Below are 19,757 nucleotides of genomic sequence, written 5' to 3' on the forward strand. Positions count from 1 at the left end.
TTGGTAGGGTAAGTGGGGTAGTTTGGGTAAGTGTGAGAGGATGGGGTGCACACTGTTAATTTTTTATCCCGCTTCGCGGGACTTCCTTTCATTTTGCCATTTGCCCTATCACCCCTTCTCAACCCTTCTCACCCTTCTCACCCCATCAACCCTTTTCACCCCATCAACCCTTCTCACCCCTCTCACCCCTTCTCACCCTTCTTCCCCCATCAACCCTTCCCCAATTAATAATCCTTATCCTCCTCTTTTTTCAGGAGTTGCTTGGTGGAGAGGAGGCCGCAGGCGGCGTAGATGTCTTCGCCCCGCGAGCGGCGGATGGTGGTGGTGAGCCCCTTTTTGTTGAGTTGCTCGCTGAACCAGACCATCTTGTCGTGCGGCGTACCCCGCAACGGGGAATCCGGAATGGGATGGAACTTGATGAGGTTCAGTCGGCAGCGCAAGCCGTTGAGTAATTTGGTGATGCCCTTGACATGGGCGGCCGTGTCGTTGATGCCATCAAACATGATGTATTCAAAGGAGATGCGGCGCTGGCGGCCAAAATCGTATTCGCGCAGGAGTTCAATGACATTTTCAATGGTATAGACCTGCTGAATGGGCATGAGTTTTTTTCTTTCCTCATCAAAGGGCGAGTGCATACTGACCGCTAAATGGGCTTCGCTTTCTTCAATAAAACGGCGCATGGCCGGTATGACGCCAATGGTGGAGACGTTGATGCGTCGCGGACTCCAGGCAAAGCCCCAGTCGGATGTTAAAATTTCAATGCTCTTAAGCACCTCTTCTATATTGTCCATGGGCTCGCCCATGCCCATGTAAACCACATTGGTCAACTCATCCGTTTCCGGAATGCTGCGGATTTGATTGATGATTTCACCGGCCGTGAGTTGACCTTGAAAACCCTGTTTACCGGTCATACAAAACAGGCAGCCCATTTTGCATCCCACTTGTGAAGAAACACAAAGTGTTTTGCGGTCCGTTTCCGGAATGTAGGCCGCTTCGAGAAATAAGTTGCGGTGGGCCGGGAAGAGATACTTCTTGGTACCGTCCACGGAGGCTTGCTCCTTGCTGGGCATGGTCAGGCCCATGTCGTACTGGTCGGACAGCAGCCCCCGGGCCTTTTTCGACAGGTTCGTCATCTCCTCAATGCTGCCTGCCTTCTTTTTATAAAGCCAGTCGGCAATCTGTGTGGCCGTGAAACCGGGAAGTCCCAGTTCTTTTACCACCACCCTTAATTCATCCAGTGTCTTTCCAAAAAGTACCGCTTTGTTTGTCATCTAAAAATATATTTCAGCAATAATGTGTTCAAAAGGAACCCCCCTGTTGAGCAGCAAGTCCCTTACTTCAACCACCATGTTGGCATTTCCGCAAAGGTAATACTTTCTTTCGGGCAATATATTATTGCTTTCTTTTAAGAAAGTGGTGAGGCGACCCGAAACCACGTCCTCGCTGCTTTCAGCTGTGCAAAAACGCAGGTAGTTACTGCCCATCTTTTCTTTAAACAGATCCGAATAGTAAAACTGGTTGAGAAAGCGGGCCCCGTGCAAGAGCGTTCTGTGGGCAAATTCCTCCGATTCGGCCATCGAAATAAAGGGCGCTATACCTGTGCCGGTGGCTATCCACCAGGCCCCTTCGGGCGTTTTGGTAAAGCGACCGAAAGGTGCTGATATATAGAGGGTGTCGCCTGCCTTCAGCTTTGACATGGGCGGCGTTAGCTGTCCCTCCGGTTTTACATCGAATAAAATCCGCAGGAAGGGCTGGTCCACACCTGATGCTATGCTGTACAGCCGCAAGTCATCATCGGCATGCATGGCTGCTGCAATGACTTGGCCCGGTATAAAATCGCTCAGTTTTTCAACTTCCAAGGCAAATACGCCCGGCGTGATTTCCCGGTTGGCGTGTACTTTTGCCGGTAATACTTTTTTTCTTCTTTTGACGACCTCTGCCATTATGTATAAATGCGTTGCAGTGACTAAAAGCGAATTTTCAGGGGTTCGCTTCGCTCACTTATTTGATTAAAATTGTCCATACTGGCCACCGAAATGGTGTAGCGGGATTTTTTGTTTGAACTCGGATTACTGGGCCTGTAAAACCGGTTAGGGGTGATGAACCATTCCTCCTGACCGTCCCCACTGTCAATAAAGACAATGTATTTCAAGGGCTTATGGATGGTGTTGACCATCTCAGGAGCTTCCCAGGTAATGATGCCCCTTTTGTGGCGCACGTTTTTAACAGCTTGGGGGGCCATATTGTTCAGCCAAGGCATGGGCGGTGTAAGTGCCCGTGATTGATAAAGGGAATCCTGAAGCATGCTGTTCAGGTTGTTGTTCTCACGCATAAAATGGTTGTGGCTGTAGAAGGCACTGCCTTTGACGTTTTCAAGCTGTCGGGTGTAGTGCAACTGTTCTTCCAATTCCCGGGGATTGTCCCAGTGTTGCTGCGTACCATTGATTTTATAGATGCCGTGACCGATGTAAAGATGGCGGTTGGTCATCTGCTTGTTCCACCAGTCGGCCAACTTAATAAAATTGGCCGCCTCGTCTTTGGTGGACCAGTAAATCTGGGGCACCACATAGTCGATCCATCCCAATTCAGCCCATTTGATTACATCCGCATAAAGATGATCGTAGGAGGTGACGCCTGCCTTTGAGTCGCTGCCCCGGGGGTCGTCCGCTATGTTGCGCCATACCCCAAAAGGCTGATCCCAAACTTGACCCAGGGCTTGACCCGGTGGATGACCCGGTTGGCCTCTTCAATAAACAGGTCAATGTTGTTCCGCCGCCAGTCATGAATGCTTAGCGGTGCTTCGTAATCCAACTGGTTGATGTAGGTGGCCGTGTCGTTGAATGCTTCCCCATTGGCGGGGTAGGGGTAGAAGTAATCATCCATGTGCAGCCCGTCGATGTCGTAGCGGGAAACCAGATCGGTAATGACCTGGATGATGTGTTGGCGCACTTCAGGCAGGGCCGGGTTATAGTAGAGACGTTTGTTGTGCACCACGGTCCAGTTGGGATGGATGAGCGCCGGGTGGGAAATGTGCAGGGGATCGTCGCTGTGCAGCGACGCTCTGAAGGGATTGATCCATGCATGCAACTCCATGTCTCGTTTGTGGCATTCCTCAATCCAGAATTTTAGCAGGTCAAAGGATCCGTCGAGCGGCTTGCCCTGCTCTCCGGTCAGGTATTTCGACCATGGTGCCAGGGCAGTCGGGTAAATGGCATCGCCCGCCGGCCGCACCTGCAAAATGATGGCATTCATGCCCATGGCATGGTGGGTGGTTATAATATCCAGAGCTTCCTTCTTTAAAGCCCCAACGCTCAGACCCGGTTTGGATGGCCAGTCGATATTGGTCACCGTGGCCACCCATACGCCGCGAAATTCATAGATGGCTGTTGAAGGTGTCGAATGAGCGTTTTGAAACAGAAGAATAGGAAATACCACGACCAGTAAAATTCGCACAATCCGCATAGTAGTCATACATTGTCATTTTTAGGAGTGCCAATATAAGAGAATTCTTTGAGTTTTTTTCTCGTGTTTGTTCAGGGAGGATTGTCAGGTGCCAATTTAGGCCAATTCTCTATTGAAGCAATAAAGCCGGCATTGCCGGCTTTATTGCTTCAATGATTGTTGAACCAAAAATTTGAATCAGATTCTAAGTTTTGTTTATTCACAAGGGATTTCAATTTGGATACTAATATTGATTTGAACGGCAACGAAGTTAACATTCTCAGCTGGAATTCTTTTTACGAATTCACGCCAGTGTTCTGAGCCTTTGTAAGTCATATCCTCAGATACTGGCCTGGAAGTTGGCATTGCATAATAGCCCTGTATGAACCAATTATCACCTTCTTGCAGAAAAACGTCTTCGGCCAGTCTTACCGTTATTTTTAGCATTCCAGGGTTCAGGGCATCAGGTCTTACATAAACGGTTCCTGTTCTAAGGTATTTACCTGCCCATAATGGTTGGTCTTTGGCGGTTTGGGTTTCGTCTAGTTCAATAATGGCAAACCAAGGGGTAACATCCTTTAGCGTTCCGGCCCAGGCTGTTTCGTCCTGATACTTATAGCATATTTCGTCTTCGCATTCGGCCATCGTGAATGAGAGGTAGAACCACCACCGACTCGAAGGCCCCTCTATATTGCCCGCCCAGGCAGTCTCTTCGCCAATGATTTCTCCCGACTTATCAGTTTTAACCACTTCTGCATGGATCGCGATGATGATTTCATCGCCAATCGACCGATTATTGGGAACAGTATAAGTGTAGGTTGTCACCAAAGGCAGGTGCAAGGTATTGTAGGTGAAATGGCCGGGAACAGGCACTCCGGATTTGTTTTTTGGAATATCCTGATAAGTTGATCCCAGATGCAAATGGGTTTGTTGCAATTGCCAGCCATCTTTCGTTGTTATTTCAATGAAGATGTTTTCTTCATCGTTGGAAATAGTTATTAGTCCCGATTTCATGGTTTGTCCTGCCCATAAATCGAAGGAGGTTTCACCACAAGCGTGTTCGGGTTGCTCGCTGGTGGATTTAAGAATGAATTCATTGACTTCTGTTTCAATTGGCTCTTTTTCGCAACTGCTTAGCAGGGAAAGGATACCTGTGAAAAGCACAAGTATCAACAGATTTGTAGTTTTCGTTTTCATTGAGCGTGGAATAATAATTAGTAGAAGTGTTTATCAAATATAATTTAGCGCCTTTCTTAACGACTTGTAAATAAAGAATTGACGAAAGGTCTTTACTTGTTGACAGTTAGTATGTTTAAAGAGGTGGCGGTGAAATGCTATAGAAATTGGATAAGTTTTTATCCCCGGATCTATTTGTTGGCTTAAATTCCTGTCAGAGCGAAAAAAATCACTTGCCTTAATCAAAGGTATTACCTAAATTTTTACGATGTTTGTATTTTGTTAATGAATTCAGTCAATAGCCACTGCATGTTTTTTGGGTTAAGAAAATCGCATCAAAGCTCCATAAGTAAAAAAGTTTTTAGGGGTTACATCATCATACTGCTATTGTTGGTGATGGTCTCGGGTGCAACGGTGTTTGGAGTGCAGCGGTTAAATGGGTGGATTGACAGTACCGAGAAGGTGGATCAGTTGCTTCAAAAGATCTATCTGGCACGTATCGAAAGCAAAACCTTTTCCTTAAGCAACGATACCAGTTTTGTTCCTCATGTGGATGAATTAACCAATGAAATTCACAAGGCTTTAGAGGAGGCAAGAGACAGCCGGTTGTATAAGCAAAGTCGCTTGGAGCTGGAATCGGTGGATGCCTGGATTAAAGACTTCCATGATTATTGGGCCTTGTTTGTTCAGTTGAAGCAAAAGCGCCTTCAATCGGAGCAACGGATGGATCAACTTTTTCAAAGTATCTTTTTGGCCGCCCGGGAGCCATTCCCGCGATTGCGTTCTGCCCAACCGGTTGGAGGTGAAGGGATCAACTCACACAATGATTTGTTGTTTCAACTCCTGCATTTAAAGGAGATTGAAAAAAAGATTTGGAACTATCCGCAGGACATTGTTCATCCGGATTCGGTGAATGCGATATTCCGGCGCATACGGACCCATATTCCACCGGAAGACGTGGTGGCGCCGGATTCACGGGCAGGTATTGCGCTTCGGGCTTTGGGCAGTGATTTGGCAGAATATCAATCGGTCATTCTCCAATTGGTCGATGATATTTATGTGCTTCAGGAAACAGAGGATATGATGATTATTAGCGCCCTTACCATCCAGGTGGCCGGGGAGCGGGCCAACAATCAACAGACAGTGGCCATGGAACGTTGGTCGAGATGGAGCATGTGGTCGCTTTTGTTTATCATGTTGGCGGCTTTGGGGGTCGGATTTTTGATGGCCTACCGCTTTATTCGCCGGGTGCGAAAGGAGGAGGAAGTCCGTGATACGAAAGATAGCCTGCTGCAAGAAAACCGCAAACTGCTCAACGACATCATCAACAACAGTGCCTCCCTTATCTATGTGAAAGATTTGGAAGGACGCTATACTTTGATAAATCAGCCCATGGAAGAAATCCTTGGGATGGAGGCACATCGAATTATTGGTCGCTGCGACGATGATATTTTTCCTTCCGAATACGCCATTGTTATTAACCGGAACGATCAGGAGGTGATTGCCAGTGGCAAGCCCGTTCAAGTCGAAGAGTATCTGCCTTCGCCTACCGGAAAGCGCACCTTTCTTTCGAACAAATTTCCCATTCAGAATCCCGATGGACAGATTGTGTCCCTGGTTTGTGTATCCACAGACATCACGGTTTTGCGCAAAGCCTTGTCCGATTTAGAAAGAAGCCGGGAAAATTATCACAACATCGTTACCAACGTGCCGGGAATTGTTTACCATTGTCAGAACGACGCCCGCCGCACCATGTTGTTCATCAGTGGCGGGGTTGAAAAGCTGATTGGATTGGGCATTGATGCTTTATAACGGAGGGACAGTCGGTCATGCCCTTTGTGGACAGTGACGATGTGAAAAAATTGCGGGAAAACATCCGGCAGGCTGTTTTACGCCAGCGCCCCTATGAAATCGAATACCGGGTGCGCGATTTGTATGGCCAGCGCAAATGGGTCTATGAAAAAGGGCTGCCGGTTTATGAACCGGATTCTACCAAAGTGACCCTGCAGGGGGTTATCATTGATATCACGGCACAGAAGGAGGCCATGTCGGAGCTGATGATGCGTGACAAATTACTGGAAGGGGTCTCAGAAGCGGTCAAAGAATTGATTGTGAATCAGGTGCCCGAGGAGGCCATACTTAAAGCCCTGCGGGTAATGGGAGAGGGCGCCGGAGTGGACCGGGCATTTGCCTTTTTCAATGAACGTTCTGACAAGTCGGGAAAAATAGTCATGCAGCACCTGGTTGAATGGGATAAGGCCGTACTCGAACCGGTTTATAAGGAAGATTTTGAACCTTTGCCCTATGAGGCCATATCCACCACCTGGTTTTACCGCTTGAGTGAGAAAAAAGAAGTCACCGTTAATATGCGGCAGGCCGAGCAAGGTGAATTGATGTTTTTGAAGAGGCTCAATGTTGCTTCGGTGATGTTGATGCCTGTTTTTGTGCATGACCGTTTTTGGGGTTTTATTGGTTTTGGTTATGGTTTAAGAGGAGGCGTTTGGAATGAATCGCATAAAACGCTTTTTAAAGCGTTTGCTGTAACCCTGGGGATTGTTTTGGCCCGGAATGAAGGGGCTGAAGAATTGCAGAAAGCCAAAGAAGCGGCCGAGGCAGCCACCCGTGCCAAGAGTGATTTCCTGGCCCGTATGAGCCATGAGATCCGAACACCTCTGAATGCCATTATAGGCTGGACCCATTTGGGCCTTGAGAAGCTGGAGATTCCCGGACATTCCAACTACCTCAAACGGATCCAGTCCTCCTCCCGTTCCCTATTGGGAATCATCAACGACATTCTGGATTTTTCAAAAATAGAAGCCGGTCGCCTTGAGTTGGAATCCATCGATTTTGACCTGGAATCGGTCATGCAGAATCTGGCCGACATCGTTTATTTCAGGGCCAATGAAAAGGGCTTAAACCTGGTGTTTGATTATTCCCCCAATGTGCCTTTAAATTTAATTGGGGACCCGCTTCGGATTGAGCAGGTATTGGTAAACCTGGTTAACAATGCCATTAAGTTTACCGACCAGGGGGAAGTGATTGTTAAAATACGGACCAAGTCAATAGCCGCCAGTCAGATTGAAATGCTGTTTTCGGTCACTGATACCGGTATTGGACTTAAGGATGAGCAAAAGATCAATTTGTTTAAAGCCTTTTCACAAGCCGATGTCTCCATTACCCGTAAATACGGTGGAACCGGCCTTGGCCTGGCTATTTGTAAAAGACTGACCAGTCTGATGGGCGGAAAAATCTGGGTCGACAGTGAATATGGGGTAGGCAGTACCTTTTCTTTTACGGCCAAAGTCGGCAGGCAGGTTGTTCAGAAAAAGGAGCAGATGTGTCATGCTTTTGAGGGTGAGGGCGATACTGTTTTGATTGCGGATACGGGCAGGTCGGCTGCCAAGAGTTTTCAGCACATGTTGCAGGACTTTGGTTTCACGGTGAAGCGTTTGAGTTCAGAGAAGGCCTTGTGGCGCGAATTTGAGCGCATTGAACAGGTGGAACCCTATCGCATTGTTTTTATTGATAAAAACATCTTTGGAGAGAATGAAGGCTCCGGCTTAAAGCGGTTGTTGTCCTATGAGGAGGCCTATGAGCATTTGGTTTTTCTTTCTACTCCCTTTAATGAGGGGCAGATTAAAAGTAGCTGGACCGGTAAGGAGGAGCCGGTATTACTTAATAAGCCGGCCAATTATTCCTTGCTGTTTGATTGTTTGATGGATGTATTGGGCGGTGAGGGAACACCGCATTTGACGGCCTCAGGAAAAAAACGGGTTTACCGCGATTTGTTGCGTGAAAAACAAGAAATCAAAGCGCTGGTGGTGGACGACACGGCCAGTAACCGCAGTCTGGCCACTGAACTATTGGACATGGCCGGCATTCGCACAGATGTGGTGGCGGGTGGAAAGGAGGCGCTGGATTTGGCCCGTGGTCAAAACGGGGAGTGTCCTTATGACATCGTGCTCATGGACATTAATATGCCGGAGATGGATGGTTATGCGGCCACCCGCAAGCTGAAGAAAATTGAAGGCTGGGAAGAAGTGCCGGTGGCAGCCATGACGGCGGAAGCCTTTGGTGATGTGGAGGCTTTGTGCCTCCAGGCAGGAATGGTGGGCATCATTGGTAAGCCCATCGATCCGGAAGATCTTTTCAGGGTTATTTATCACCTGGTGTTTGGCAGCGATGAGGATGGTTTAAAAGATGAATCCAGCGACCAGGTGGAAGCTGTTCATTTTGATTTTCCTGAAATTGAAGGATTAAATGTACAGGCCGGTATTCGTCGCATGGGTGGACGCTCTGATTTATACAAGCGTTTGCTGAAAGGTTTTTGTCACGATTACCAGTATTTTGGTGCCTATCTGAATGAGCTTCGGGATGGGAACGACAAGGAGACTTTGGGCCGTTTACTGCATTCCTTAAAAGGTATTGTTGGTACCATGGAGCCGAGGTTATTTATCCGCTGGCCATTGAAACGGAAAAAGCTTTTAAGAAAGACCGGGCCGATTTTTCCGAAATATCCGGACACCTGGTGGCCGAAGTCGGCCAAATGGTCGAAAGACTTCAGGGCATGCCATTTATGAATTAAAAGGTGTTTCTTTAGACCGTTGTTGGCAACTGTTCACGTTTTTTTTCGTATTATTATACGAGTACCTGATTTTTCAGTCTGATATAATACGATGGTTATGTTTTTTAATTCGTTGACCAGATCTGGTCTTAAGTGCCTGGGGCTAAGTCTCGCACTTGGCATTTTCTTGAGTAGCTGTTGGGGCCCTGATGAACCGGCACCTCTTCCATCCATGCCTTTGATATCCATAGGGTTTGAAGATGAAATACAAAACGAGGGCATCATGCCGGTCATTTTCAGAGGTGATGGCCATGTGAGCTATACCGAAGGAGTTTCCGGAAAGGCGCTGGATTTATCACACACTTCAAAGTACCGAAAGCCGGTTGTTTTGGCTAAGGACCACCACAGCAATATCACGGATTACCCCGGCATAACTGTTTTGCTTTGGGTGAGATTATCACCCGACGATTTTAACCACTACACGATTCTTTCTCAAAAGGATGAGTTCGAAGATTTTGAGCCCCTTGGTTGGAGCTTGTCCACCGGCATCAACGGCTCCTGGAGTTGGTGGATGTCAGATGGCATACATCAAACGCATTACCGACCGACACCCGGGCGACAAGCCATTAATGACGGGGAGTGGCATTTATTGGGTTTTTCAATCGATTTTGATACGCAGGAGGCTCGCTTGTTTTATGATGGCATGAATGTGGCCGTTTATAGTCTGCAGCAAGAGGATTTCAGATTTTTTGAGCAAGCCCTCTTTCTGGGAGCCGATCCCTTCTCAGCCGATCCGGTTTTAGATACCTTTAATGGTACGGTGGACGATTTGACGGTCTGGAGCAGGGTGCTGTCACCTGGTCAGGTGGATGCCCTTTATCAGCAGTATAAATCATCCAAGGCGCCCCTTTACAAAAACATGCCGGATTCCCTGACCATTATGAACTGGAATATATGGGGAGGCGGTATGCGGGAAGGCCGGTTTGTAGGCGTAAAACGCGTGGCAGAGATCATCCGTTCATCCGGTGCTGATCTGATTTCCATGCAGGAAACCTTTGCCTCCGGTCCCCTAATTGCCGATATGCTGGGTTTCTATTTTTACCAGCGAAGCGATGGCTTAAGTGTGTTAAGTCGTTATCCCCTCGGAGAAACCTACAATATTTACCGCTCGCGCGTATCGGGTGCCATTACCGTAGAGCTGCCTGAGGACAACCGGACGGTGTTTTGCCCGGTTTATTTAAGTTACCTGCCCAACAACGGTCCCATGATCATGTCCGGCAAAGCCGTGGCCGATTCCGTGGTGGTTCGTGAAATGGAAACCCGCGGTTCCGAAATGCGCTACATTGTCTGGGAGCTTCAATCGCTGGTCGACCGGAATGACCAGGTGCCTTTGATATTGGCCGGGGATTTTAATTCCGGTTCGCATCTCGACTGGACCGAGGCCAATCGTCAAAACCGGTATGATTTGGTGATCGATTATCCGGCCACCAGAATTTTGGACAATGCCGGTTTTGTGGATAGCTACCGACAAATATATCCCGATGAAGTAGCCCACCCGGGATTTACCTGGTCGCCCCGATTCCGGGAAGTGCTTCACGACCGGGTCAACTTTGTATTTTATAATGGCAGCCGTGTGGCGCCCTCCTGGGCCAACATCATTGATACACATCCTTTAGGCTTTCCTTCCGATCACGGCGCCCTGGTTGTTTCATTCAAATGGGAAAAATAAGTTGTTTGGGCGTAAGGGTTTTTCAGAAAATTGGGTCTTAATAGTAAACAGGCTTGTATGGATCGGCAGATCAATAACCACTACCTTATACAACTGATCAATAAGGATGATCAATTGGCATTTGAGAAACTCTTTAAAGCCAATTATCCCCGTCTGGTTATATATGCCCGCAGGTTCCTGAACGACCAGGATGCGGCGGAAGATATTGTTCAGGCTGTTTTTGTGAAACTATGGGAACGACGCAAGGAATTGGTCATTGCCAATCCGCTGTCTTATTTGATGCGGTCGGTTCACAATCGCTGCCTCAATGAACTGAAAGTGAGCCAGCACCATGTCTCTATTGAAAGTGCCCTCCCTTTTTACAACGAGGAGGAGGAGGCACCGGCCGATGAAGCCCTCATTCAAAAAGTTCAAAATGTTATCCGCCAGTTACCGGAACAGCGCCAGCGCATATTCCGGATGAGCCGGTTTGAGGGACTTAAGTATCGGGAAATCGCTGCCGTTCTTGGATTGTCCATAAAAACCGTAGAGGCCCAAATGGGAAAAGCCCTGCAGTTTTTGCGGGAGCAATTGCCCCTGGCGGTTTCCAGTATTGAAGGGGACGGATAGGGGTATTTTTGAATAATAGAGTCCTTATAAAATGAAACGATTGTTTTAGATTCGAAAAAAGCAGGCACAATGGATGCTAACAATAAAATAGAAGATGTATTGGCCACCCGTATTTTAGCGGGAGAGGCTACAGAGGCCGAGATGTTGGTGCATAATGCCCGGTTAGAGGACGATGCGGATTATCGGGACAGTTGGGACAACTTTCTGGCTTTGTGGGATATCAGTTGGGACGCCCTGGCTTTTGAGGAGGTTGATACGGAAAAGGGTTGGGAAGCGGTGAAAGCACAGACCTCTGCTTTTGTGCAGCTTCCTCGCCGAAGCAATTTCTCCCTTATTCAATATGCCGCCCTTATGACTGGCGTCATTGTCGCTGCTGCCTTATGGTTGCTTTGGCCAGATTCTCAGCCGGCTACACCGTCGGCTTTCATGGCCGGAGATGCCAACCTGCAAGAAGTGACACTCTCAGATGGTACCATGGTAACTTTGAATGTGGGCAGCAGGCTGGTTTGCGAGCAGCCCTTTAGCGGTGATGAGCGACGGGTCCGCTTATCGGGTGAAGCCTGGTTTGATGTGGCAGCCCATGCTGAAATTCCCTTTTATGTCGAAACGGAAGAACTGGTCGTGCGTGTACTGGGTACCGATTTTAATGTGAGAAGTCTGAGCGATAGGGAAATGACCCAGGTTGAAGTGGGCAGTGGAATTGTAGAGGTGTTTTCATTGGCCAAAGCCAATGAAACAGTTCGGTTGGTCGCCGGAGATGGCATTGTTTTCAACCGGAACAATCATCAAATGACCAAAGTAAAGGCCAATCCCAATTTTATGGCCTGGAAAACAGGTCGGATTCAGTTTTTTGAAACGCCCATGACAGAGGTGATTGAAACGCTCGAAAGGGTTTATCGTCAACCCGTTCAGGTCACGGATGAAAGCATTTTGGAAGAGCGCTTGGGTGGAACCTTCCATCATACTTCATTCGAGAATGTTTTGGAAGTGGTTTGTAAAACTTTTAATTTAGAGCAGCGTACTGAAAATGGCGTGGTTTATTTGTCGCGTCGCTAACGAATAGGTAGTTCATGCAAAACGACCATCTTCCATCCGATCAGAAATTTCTCCAGTCATGGATGTTTTGCTTATCTCTTTTTTTTATCTCTCTCTTTCATGTACCGCTTCGTGCTCAGCAGGACGCGGATACTTCTTTCCCTGAGTCCTATACGCTTGAGGCGCTTATGGATACCTTGAGTCTTCGCTTTAACCTTGATTTTGCCTGGGATGCCGGGGTGGTTAATACGGACTCTGTGATAAAAGTCGCGTTGCCCGATGGTCCGGATCGAAGATGGATACGAGCACTCTTTGAGAAGGAAGGGGTGGAGGTGAGCTTTATGGGCAACCAGGTCATTATCGGTAAATCGCAGGGCCAACTGCCCAAGAGCCACGTGCGGACTGTTACCGGGACGGTGGTTGGTGCCGCCAGCGATGAGCCTTTGGCCATGGTGAATGTGGGGGTGGAAGGTGAGCCGGTAGGAACCACCACCAATGATCTGGGACAATTTTCTTTAAAGATGCCGGATGCTTTTGTCGGTAAGCGAATGTCTTTTTCTTATTTGGGATATGTCAACAGTCACATGGTCATTCCAGCGGTTGACACAACCGTGGTCATTCGCATGAAAGACTACACGGTCCGCCTACCCGAAGTGCAGGTGCATTACCGGGACCCCAACCAAATTGTAAGGGCGGTCCGGTCCTCGGTTGAAGCGAATTATCCTTCCCAGCGCTATCTGATGACGGCTTTTTTTCGGGAGACCATTCAACAGGACGACCAATTTGTGGATGTTTCAGAAGCTGTGATTGAAATTCTTAAGCCTTCCTATGAAGCGCGTTATGACACCGAAAGGGTTCGTTTTGTAAAGGGGCGTAAGGGCATGAAAACCCGTGAGATGGATGTGGTTCAGTTTAAGTTGGTAGGAGGGCCCTATCATTTTTCTCAACTGGACGTGATGCGTCAGGGCGACTTTTTGCCCAATGATAAGGGACAGTCGGCCTACAAATACACCTTTGACGGGGTGGATATTGTGTATGATCGATTGGTTTATCGCATTGGCTTTCGTCCCTATACCGATTCGGGGGCTTTGTTTTATGAGGGGGAGATGCGCATTGAAGCAGAGAGTATGGCCCTGGTGAGTATTGATTTTCAATTGACACCTGCTCCATTCGTCGCAGTCGAAGCTACCTGATCAAGCGGGATGCCCGCCGGTTTAAAACGCGGCCTTTTTATGCGAAATATAAAGTAGAGTATCGCCCGTGGAAAAACGGATGGGTGCTGTCAAAAGTGCGGGGAGAAGTCAGTTTGAGAGTCCATGACCGCTCAAAAAGAGAGCGGTCGGTTTTTGATACCGTTTCAGAAATGCTCGTCACGGATTTTTCGGTGGTGGAACAGCGACATGCTATTCCCTGGTCAGAAACGTTTCGGTCTGATTATGTGTTATCAGAGCATCTGGGCGAGTTCGACCCGGATTTCTGGGAGTACTATAACGTCATTCAACCGGATGAGGCACTTGAAAAAGTGCTCAATCGCTAAACTCGCTCAACGCTTAAGCGCAGCGTTGTTGCAAATAGCTGATGGTTGATTGAACGCTGTTGATCCTGGGCAGCACTTCATTTTCAATGGCCAGGTTAAACTTCGTCTCCAGGTAAAACAGAAAGCACGTCATGTCTATGTCATCCATTAACATGTCGTTTTCATAAGACGCATCCTCTGCAATTCTATCCCGTGGCACACCTGTTTTTCTTAAGACTTTGTACAGGTTTATGCGAATCATTTTATCGTTCATCATTGTATTGTTTTTGCTTGCCAATTGAACTTGTAAACTGGGTTGTACACCCTTGTTTGGTAGTAGGACAATTAAAGTGGCAGGCACACGTATGGGAGGTGACTTTTTTTATGATTTGTTTGAATGTTTTCTTTGTAAATACCCGGAGGTTGTTAAATTTGCAGCCGTTATAAATTTTAAAACTGAGAAAGATGCATACCTGGTTCGAGTGCAAAGTAAAATATATTAAAATAGATGAGACTTCCGGAAAAGAAAAGAAGGTGAATGAGCCTTATTTGGTAGATGCTGTGTCGTTTACCGAGGCGGAGAACCGCATTCATCAGGAATTGGAGCAAATGATCAGAGGTGATTTTCAGGTAACCAATATCCGGAAGGCCAATTATTCCGATATTTTTCCTTTTGAGAATGCCGATCGCTGGTTTAAGTGCAAGGTGAGTTATGTAGCGGTGGACGAAGAGGCCGGCAAGGAGAAAAAAGTGTCGAATCAGATGCTGGTCATGGGCAACGACCTGAAGGAAGCTTATGACAATTTAATGACTTCTTTGGAAGGCATGACCATCGATTTCGATGTGTTGGGGATCAATGAAAGCCCGATCATGGACGTATTTCCTTATTTTAAGGACGAAGCATAAAAAATGGATGTCCTCGTGAATCGGGGATTGAATTGTTAGAGATCGGATTGAAACAACTGGTCAATATTTTCGTTAAATTTGTGGAACAGGAATTGTAACGACTACTATTGACTTTTAATGAAGCGCTTTTTTAACATACAACGCGTGGTATCCGGCCTTCTTTTGGTGATACTATCCGGCAGTTCTTCTGGCAGGATGGATGATTCTATGTCCTATCCCCTGATGGCCATGCAGATGTACAATACGGATTTGCACGATTCCTTGCGCGTTGATTATGATTTGACGGCGATTGAAATTTCTGCAGAGATTGCCCGGCTTAAGACACAGGGAGAAAATTTGCCGGCCCGACTGCTGAACAACCTTTATTCTAACTTCTACCGACAATTGGAGTTTGATAAAGCCTGTTTAAACCTTCTGGATAGTATAGATTTTAATGAGGATACCTTATCGATTGAACAAAGGAAGGCATTGAAACAGCTTCTGATGGTTTCTCAGTTCTATTACAATATTTACAGTTCAAACGAGTACGTCAAACGCATCTTAAATCTGGGGAACATCAGTTATGACATTCCTGTGGATGTATTAATGGTGTATGAGTCCATTTTGTTTTCTGAAGAATACCGGGAGGCATTAATGCGAACGAATTCAACGAATGGTGCCTTTGATTATTCCGGCTTTCTTGAACAGTTACCTCCTTCGAGGTCCGACGTGGAAGCATTTATCGATATTGACAACAGTCTGGATTTACCCTTCAAAGCTTTTGAATCCATCACTTTTAACGGTGCTTATTTGTTCAGTTCCATTGTGGGATATTTTGAAGGTTCTTATGAAGCACGGCACAATGCCTCCAAATTATTGGAGGTGCTTCAGCCCTATGATATTGTGTTGATGAAGTCTTCTCAAAATTTAACCGATTTCTTCATCCCGGGTTATTTTGGTCATTCAGCCATCTGGCTGGGCAGCGATAGATACCAGGCTTTTAGCGAAAGTCCTGCCAAACCTACTATTGATAGTCCGTTTATGATTGAGGCCGTCCGGGACGGCGTTAAAATGAGCAGTCTGGAAGAGTTCTCATCGGGGGAAGTTTTTTTGGTGCTTCGCCCCAAAAATATATCCCTCACCCAACAAGTTTCGGTTTTTCACAACTCCACCATGCATTTGGGTAAGCCCTATGATTTTAATTTTGATTCAGAGGCCTCTGACATGATCAGCTGTCCCGAGTTGACCTTTTTGGCCTATGATTTTGTGGACTGGGAAACCGGTAGTTTACTGAATAAGACTTTTATCACACCCGATGATATCTTTACTACTGCCACCCAGGATACTTCCCTTGAAATCGTGGCCTGATAGACCATGGTAAACTGATTAAACAACCCGATGTGGATGATCTGAAATTCCAGGTCGAGAACTAGACGCCCAGCGAAGTTGTTGTTTAGATGCTCTCCGAAGTTGTTGTTTAGATGCTCGGTGAAGTTTTTCAACTTCGTCGTATCCTCCGTTTGCAGTTTGCAACTGCCATTGACCACCTTTAAATAAAAGCACTCAACTATGAATCTAAGATTTTAATATTTTGTAGTTTCTAATCGACATAAATAGGGATGTTTTATTTGAAAGTTTGAATAGGAAGGTGTCTCTGCAAATTCTCAGCGGATAAATGAATGAATTCATGATGCGGATTAAATAGAGAAATATAACTACTATTACCCGTGGCTCGTTACTGTATTGTATTTTAAAACAAGCAGTTAAATAATTCTGCCAACGTTTTTTCGATTTCAGGATGATAAACTCCGCAATACCAGACTGATTTTTATCATGCTATATTACTGATAAACATCAGGTTTGCAGTGTAGGCGGCCATGCCCACTTTTCGTTATTTTTTTCTTCTGTTTTCAATCAATTCATTATTAAAATGATGTTTTGAATTGCATTTTAGATGTTCTTTTTGACTTTTTTAGATAAGAAGAATATGTTAATTTTAACAGATAATTATTGGTAAGGAGGAGTGTTTGTTATTTTGATGGTATTGACCCTTAAAATTAAGGGGGTTCTATTCTTTGTTTTTGTGTTTTTGTTGGTTTTTTTGCTTAAAACAAGGGGGGCGCAGTCTGTTTGTTAATTTTTTGTGTCGTACTTATGGTTTGTCAATAATTTATGCTATTTTTGTGCTATCATTTGAGTGAAACAACGCTATCAGTTGGGGTTTGTTACCTGTTAAGTATGATATATGTCATGGTTGTGTTTTTTTAGCAGGAAAAGCGAAAAAAAAGTGTTAAAAAAGTAAAAAATCCCGTTTTTTATTGCTTAACTTGTAGTTGAGTAAACCAAATGATAATGTTATTGTTGTATAATTTGTGCAAATCGTCGAAAATTTAAATGTTTTATTAATGTTTAATCCACGCTTGCATGTTTGTTTTGAATATATTTTTTTGTCCTATTATTAATTTAAACCTTTAACTTTATGAAGAAAGTTCTCTTGGCACTTTCGTTCGTAATGGTTTTTGGGCTTAGTGCCATTGTAGCCCAAACAAGAACCATTACCGGAACAGTCACAGGAAGTGACGATGGGTTGCCCATTCCTGGTGCATCCGTTTTTGTAAAAGGCACAACCGTAGGTACCGTAACCCAAATGGACGGTGATTATACCTTAATGTACCTCAGGATGCCGAAACGCTTGTTTTTTCTTTTGTGGGTATGATGACCCAGGAACAGGAAATCGCCGGGCGTAGTGTTATTAATGTTGCTTTGGGTAGTGATGCCATTGCAATGGATGAAGTTGTTGTGGTTGCTTATGGAACAGCAACGCGTCAGGCTTTTACTGGTTCAGCGGCAACTGTAAGTGCTCGTGAGATTTCCAAACGCCAGGTGTCCAATATTACCCAAGCTTTAGCCGGTCAGGTGGCTGGTGTTCAGTCTTCAAGTTCTAACGGACAGCCAGGGTCTTCTGCCAATATTAGAATTAGAGGTATTGGTTCTATGAGTGCGAGCAATTCTCCCTTGTACATTGTCGATGGAATCCCGTATGAAGGAATATTTCAGCGATTAATTCAAATGACATTGAGTCTGTAAGTGTTTTGAAGGATGCAGCCGCAAGTGCCATTTATGGTGCGAGAGGCGCTAATGGTGTTGTTATTGTGACTACTAAGCAGGGAAAAAGAGGTGCTGATGCTGTGGTTACATTAGATTCCAGATGGGGAACCAATTCCAGAGCCATACCTAATTATGACGTTATGACTGATCCTGGCATGTATTATGAAACTTTTTACCGGGGTTTGTATAATAGCAAGGTACATGCTGGTCAATCTGCAGCAGCTGGCCACGAATATGCCCAAACGGTATTGTTGGATCCAGATAACGGAGGTTTAGGATATCAGGTTTATACCATTCCCGATGGGGAATATCTTGTGGGGACTAATTTTAAGTTGAATCCCAATGCTACATTAGGATACTCTGATGGTGATTATTACTACACACCTGATGATTGGTATGATGAACTTTTTGACACAGCAAACTTGCGTCAAGAGCATAATATTTCTGTTTCTGGATCTTCTGATAAAATGACTTATTATTTATCTGCTGGTTATTTAGATGATTCAGGTATTATTGATGGGTCTGGTTTTACCAGATATACTGCTCGTGCCAGTACAGATTACCAGGCTAAGGAATGGCTGAAGGTGGGAGGAAATATTGGTTATACCAATTATAATTTGCAGGCCCCTCCTGGTCAGTCAGATTGGGGATCTTCGGGGAACTTGTTTTATACTTCAAATCTTATAGCCCCTATTTATCCCATGTATGTTCGTAATGCAGATGGTAGTATTCGCAAAGATTCCCGTGGTATAACTGTATATGATTTTGGAACCTCGACTAACGCCAGTCGTCCATTTATGGGGTTATCCAATCCAGGTATTACCATGAAACTCAACCAGCATAACGCTTTAACTGATGTTTTAAATAGTAAGTGGTATGGAGTTATTTCCATCATTGAAGGCCTTCAGTTTACAACAAATTTGGGTGTCAATGTTAGAAATTCAAGGACTTCTCGTTTATACAATCCTTATTATGGTTCTGCTGCCAGTGATGAAGGTCAGGTTTCTGTTACAAGTGATCGAACCATTGGTATTACTCAGCAATATTTGCTTTCATACAAGTTTGACGTAGGTGTAAGTAATTTTGATTTGTTAGCAGGATTTGAATCTTATGATTTGAAACTTCAGAATTTATACGTTTTTAATCGTCAGTTGTACAATCCAAGTATTGGAGAAATTGGAAACGCTGTTTATGCAGATCCTAATGTAGACTCCTATACAGATAATTATTTAACCCATGGATTCTTAGGAAGAATTCAATATGATTACGATAGTAGAATTTATGCCTCAGCCTCTTTCCGTAGGGATGCTTCATCTCGTTTTGCTCCTGAAAATCAGTGGGGTAATTTTGGTAGCGTAGGTGGTGCCTGGTTAATTAGCAAGGAAGGTTTTTTTGAGAACTTAAACGCTTCATGGATTGACTTGCTTAAATTGAAAGCCAGTTATGGTATGCAGGGAAATGATAATTTGATCTTTCAGGGAGAAACCAATTATTATCCTTATCTCGATCAATACGAAGTGTTTAATTCTGATGGAGATTTTGCTACTTCCTTATATTACAAAGGAAACAGGGATATAACCTGGGAAACTTCTCATAGTTTTAATTTTGGTGTTGAGTTTTCTTTATTAAGGGATCGTATTGTTGGTAGTGCTGAATATTTCACTAGAAAGACAAGTGATTTGTTATATTATCAA

At 45.4% G+C, this 19,757-nt stretch carries 16 protein-coding genes and 1 pseudogene; 12 read left to right on the top strand and 5 right to left on the bottom strand.

Annotation, left to right across the window (positions count from 1 at the left end; all coding sequences use genetic code 11):
- Nucleotides 1-224: 224 nt before the first annotated feature.
- The 4 genes and pseudogenes from rlmN to JCM15548_RS08520 form a co-directional block, all read right to left on the bottom strand.
- Nucleotides 225-1,271 (bottom strand): dual-specificity RNA methyltransferase RlmN, encoded by a 1,047-nt coding sequence (gene rlmN / locus JCM15548_RS08500; RefSeq protein WP_062124372.1) that lies wholly within the window; start codon nt 1,269-1,271, stop codon nt 225-227.
- Nucleotides 1,272-1,943, bottom strand: a complete 672-nt coding sequence (locus JCM15548_RS08505) for a ferredoxin--NADP reductase (protein WP_062124374.1) — start codon at nt 1,941-1,943, stop codon at nt 1,272-1,274.
- Nucleotides 1,944-1,966: 23 nt separating this feature from the next.
- A pseudogene (locus JCM15548_RS26240) lies at nt 1,967-3,471 on the bottom strand (glycoside hydrolase family 10-like protein).
- Between the two features lie 186 nt (nt 3,472-3,657).
- Complete coding sequence (locus tag JCM15548_RS08520; protein WP_062124380.1) at nt 3,658-4,638, bottom strand: hypothetical protein; 981 nt, start codon at nt 4,636-4,638, stop codon at nt 3,658-3,660.
- A gap of 288 nt (nt 4,639-4,926) precedes the next feature.
- Here JCM15548_RS08520 and JCM15548_RS23480 point away from each other — a divergent pair, with 288 nt between their 5' ends.
- From JCM15548_RS23480 to JCM15548_RS08555, 7 genes are all read left to right on the top strand, one after another.
- Complete coding sequence (locus tag JCM15548_RS23480) at nt 4,927-6,429, top strand: PAS domain-containing protein (protein WP_227625612.1); 1,503 nt, start codon at nt 4,927-4,929, stop codon at nt 6,427-6,429.
- 17 nt (nt 6,430-6,446) lie between these two features.
- Nucleotides 6,447-9,197, top strand: a complete 2,751-nt coding sequence (locus JCM15548_RS23485) for a hybrid sensor histidine kinase/response regulator (protein WP_227625613.1) — start codon at nt 6,447-6,449, stop codon at nt 9,195-9,197.
- A gap of 102 nt (nt 9,198-9,299) precedes the next feature.
- A complete protein-coding gene (locus tag JCM15548_RS08535) occupies nt 9,300-10,910 on the top strand; it encodes an endonuclease/exonuclease/phosphatase family protein (RefSeq protein WP_162198197.1) in 1,611 nt (536 codons plus the stop codon).
- A gap of 57 nt (nt 10,911-10,967) precedes the next feature.
- The gene (locus tag JCM15548_RS08540) at nt 10,968-11,519 is read left to right on the top strand and encodes an RNA polymerase sigma-70 factor (RefSeq protein WP_062124387.1); all 552 of its coding nucleotides are present in this window, start codon (nt 10,968-10,970) and stop codon (nt 11,517-11,519) included.
- A 69-nt stretch (nt 11,520-11,588) separates the two neighbouring features.
- On the top strand, nt 11,589-12,575 hold the full coding sequence (locus tag JCM15548_RS08545) for a FecR family protein (protein WP_062124389.1): 987 nt from the start codon (nt 11,589-11,591) through the stop codon (nt 12,573-12,575).
- A 14-nt stretch (nt 12,576-12,589) separates the two neighbouring features.
- Entirely contained in the window at nt 12,590-13,747 is a 1,158-nt protein-coding gene (locus JCM15548_RS08550; protein WP_062124391.1) for a carboxypeptidase-like regulatory domain-containing protein, read from the top strand.
- Nucleotides 13,748-13,830: 83 nt separating this feature from the next.
- Nucleotides 13,831-14,091, top strand: a complete 261-nt coding sequence (locus tag JCM15548_RS08555; RefSeq protein ID WP_062124392.1) for a hypothetical protein — start codon at nt 13,831-13,833, stop codon at nt 14,089-14,091.
- Nucleotides 14,092-14,104: 13 nt separating this feature from the next.
- Here the strand turns inward: JCM15548_RS08555 and JCM15548_RS08560 are convergent, their stop codons facing one another.
- Nucleotides 14,105-14,347, bottom strand: coding sequence for an acyl carrier protein (locus JCM15548_RS08560; RefSeq protein ID WP_227625614.1), 243 nt, complete (start codon nt 14,345-14,347; stop codon nt 14,105-14,107).
- 188 nt (nt 14,348-14,535) lie between these two features.
- Between JCM15548_RS08560 and JCM15548_RS08565 the strand changes: the two genes are divergently transcribed.
- The 5 genes from JCM15548_RS08565 to JCM15548_RS25260 all read left to right on the top strand — a co-directional run.
- Entirely contained in the window at nt 14,536-14,976 is a 441-nt protein-coding gene (locus JCM15548_RS08565; protein ID WP_062124394.1) for a DUF4494 domain-containing protein, read from the top strand.
- A gap of 117 nt (nt 14,977-15,093) precedes the next feature.
- Nucleotides 15,094-16,323, top strand: a complete 1,230-nt coding sequence (locus tag JCM15548_RS08570; protein WP_062124396.1) for a YiiX/YebB-like N1pC/P60 family cysteine hydrolase — start codon at nt 15,094-15,096, stop codon at nt 16,321-16,323.
- Nucleotides 16,324-17,434: 1,111 nt separating this feature from the next.
- Nucleotides 17,435-17,671 (top strand): carboxypeptidase-like regulatory domain-containing protein, encoded by a 237-nt coding sequence (locus tag JCM15548_RS08575; RefSeq protein ID WP_062124398.1) that lies wholly within the window; start codon nt 17,435-17,437, stop codon nt 17,669-17,671.
- Entirely contained in the window at nt 17,668-18,042 is a 375-nt protein-coding gene (locus JCM15548_RS23490; protein ID WP_062124400.1) for a TonB-dependent receptor plug domain-containing protein, read from the top strand. Before JCM15548_RS08575 ends, JCM15548_RS23490 begins: the two co-directional genes overlap by 4 nt.
- Before the next feature lie 5 nt (nt 18,043-18,047).
- A partial coding sequence (locus JCM15548_RS25260) for a SusC/RagA family TonB-linked outer membrane protein (protein WP_262486957.1) occupies nt 18,048-19,757 on the top strand: 1,710 nt, incomplete at its 3' end.

It is taken from the genome of Geofilum rubicundum JCM 15548 (assembly GCF_000974365.1).
Lineage (GTDB): Bacteria > Bacteroidota > Bacteroidia > Bacteroidales > Marinilabiliaceae > Geofilum > Geofilum rubicundum.

What these genes read in the sequence shown, in the direction of transcription:
- rlmN (WP_062124372.1), bottom strand. Translation starts at nt 1,271, where the DNA reads ATGACAAACAAAGCGGTACTTTTTGGAAAGACACTGGATGAATTAAGG.
- JCM15548_RS08505 (WP_062124374.1), bottom strand. Translation starts at nt 1,943, where the DNA reads ATGGCAGAGGTCGTCAAAAGAAGAAAAAAAGTATTACCGGCAAAAGTA.
- JCM15548_RS08520 (WP_062124380.1), bottom strand. Translation starts at nt 4,638, where the DNA reads ATGAAAACGAAAACTACAAATCTGTTGATACTTGTGCTTTTCACAGGT.
- JCM15548_RS23480 (WP_227625612.1), top strand. Translation starts at nt 4,927, where the DNA reads ATGTTTTTTGGGTTAAGAAAATCGCATCAAAGCTCCATAAGTAAAAAA.
- JCM15548_RS23485 (WP_227625613.1), top strand. Translation starts at nt 6,447, where the DNA reads ATGCCCTTTGTGGACAGTGACGATGTGAAAAAATTGCGGGAAAACATC.
- JCM15548_RS08535 (WP_162198197.1), top strand. Translation starts at nt 9,300, where the DNA reads ATGTTTTTTAATTCGTTGACCAGATCTGGTCTTAAGTGCCTGGGGCTA.
- JCM15548_RS08540 (WP_062124387.1), top strand. Translation starts at nt 10,968, where the DNA reads ATGGATCGGCAGATCAATAACCACTACCTTATACAACTGATCAATAAG.
- JCM15548_RS08545 (WP_062124389.1), top strand. Translation starts at nt 11,589, where the DNA reads ATGGATGCTAACAATAAAATAGAAGATGTATTGGCCACCCGTATTTTA.
- JCM15548_RS08550 (WP_062124391.1), top strand. Translation starts at nt 12,590, where the DNA reads ATGCAAAACGACCATCTTCCATCCGATCAGAAATTTCTCCAGTCATGG.
- JCM15548_RS08560 (WP_227625614.1), bottom strand. Translation starts at nt 14,347, where the DNA reads ATGATGAACGATAAAATGATTCGCATAAACCTGTACAAAGTCTTAAGA.
- JCM15548_RS08565 (WP_062124394.1), top strand. Translation starts at nt 14,536, where the DNA reads ATGCATACCTGGTTCGAGTGCAAAGTAAAATATATTAAAATAGATGAG.
- JCM15548_RS08570 (WP_062124396.1), top strand. Translation starts at nt 15,094, where the DNA reads ATGAAGCGCTTTTTTAACATACAACGCGTGGTATCCGGCCTTCTTTTG.
- JCM15548_RS08575 (WP_062124398.1), top strand. Translation starts at nt 17,435, where the DNA reads ATGAAGAAAGTTCTCTTGGCACTTTCGTTCGTAATGGTTTTTGGGCTT.
- JCM15548_RS23490 (WP_062124400.1), top strand. Translation starts at nt 17,668, where the DNA reads ATGATGACCCAGGAACAGGAAATCGCCGGGCGTAGTGTTATTAATGTT.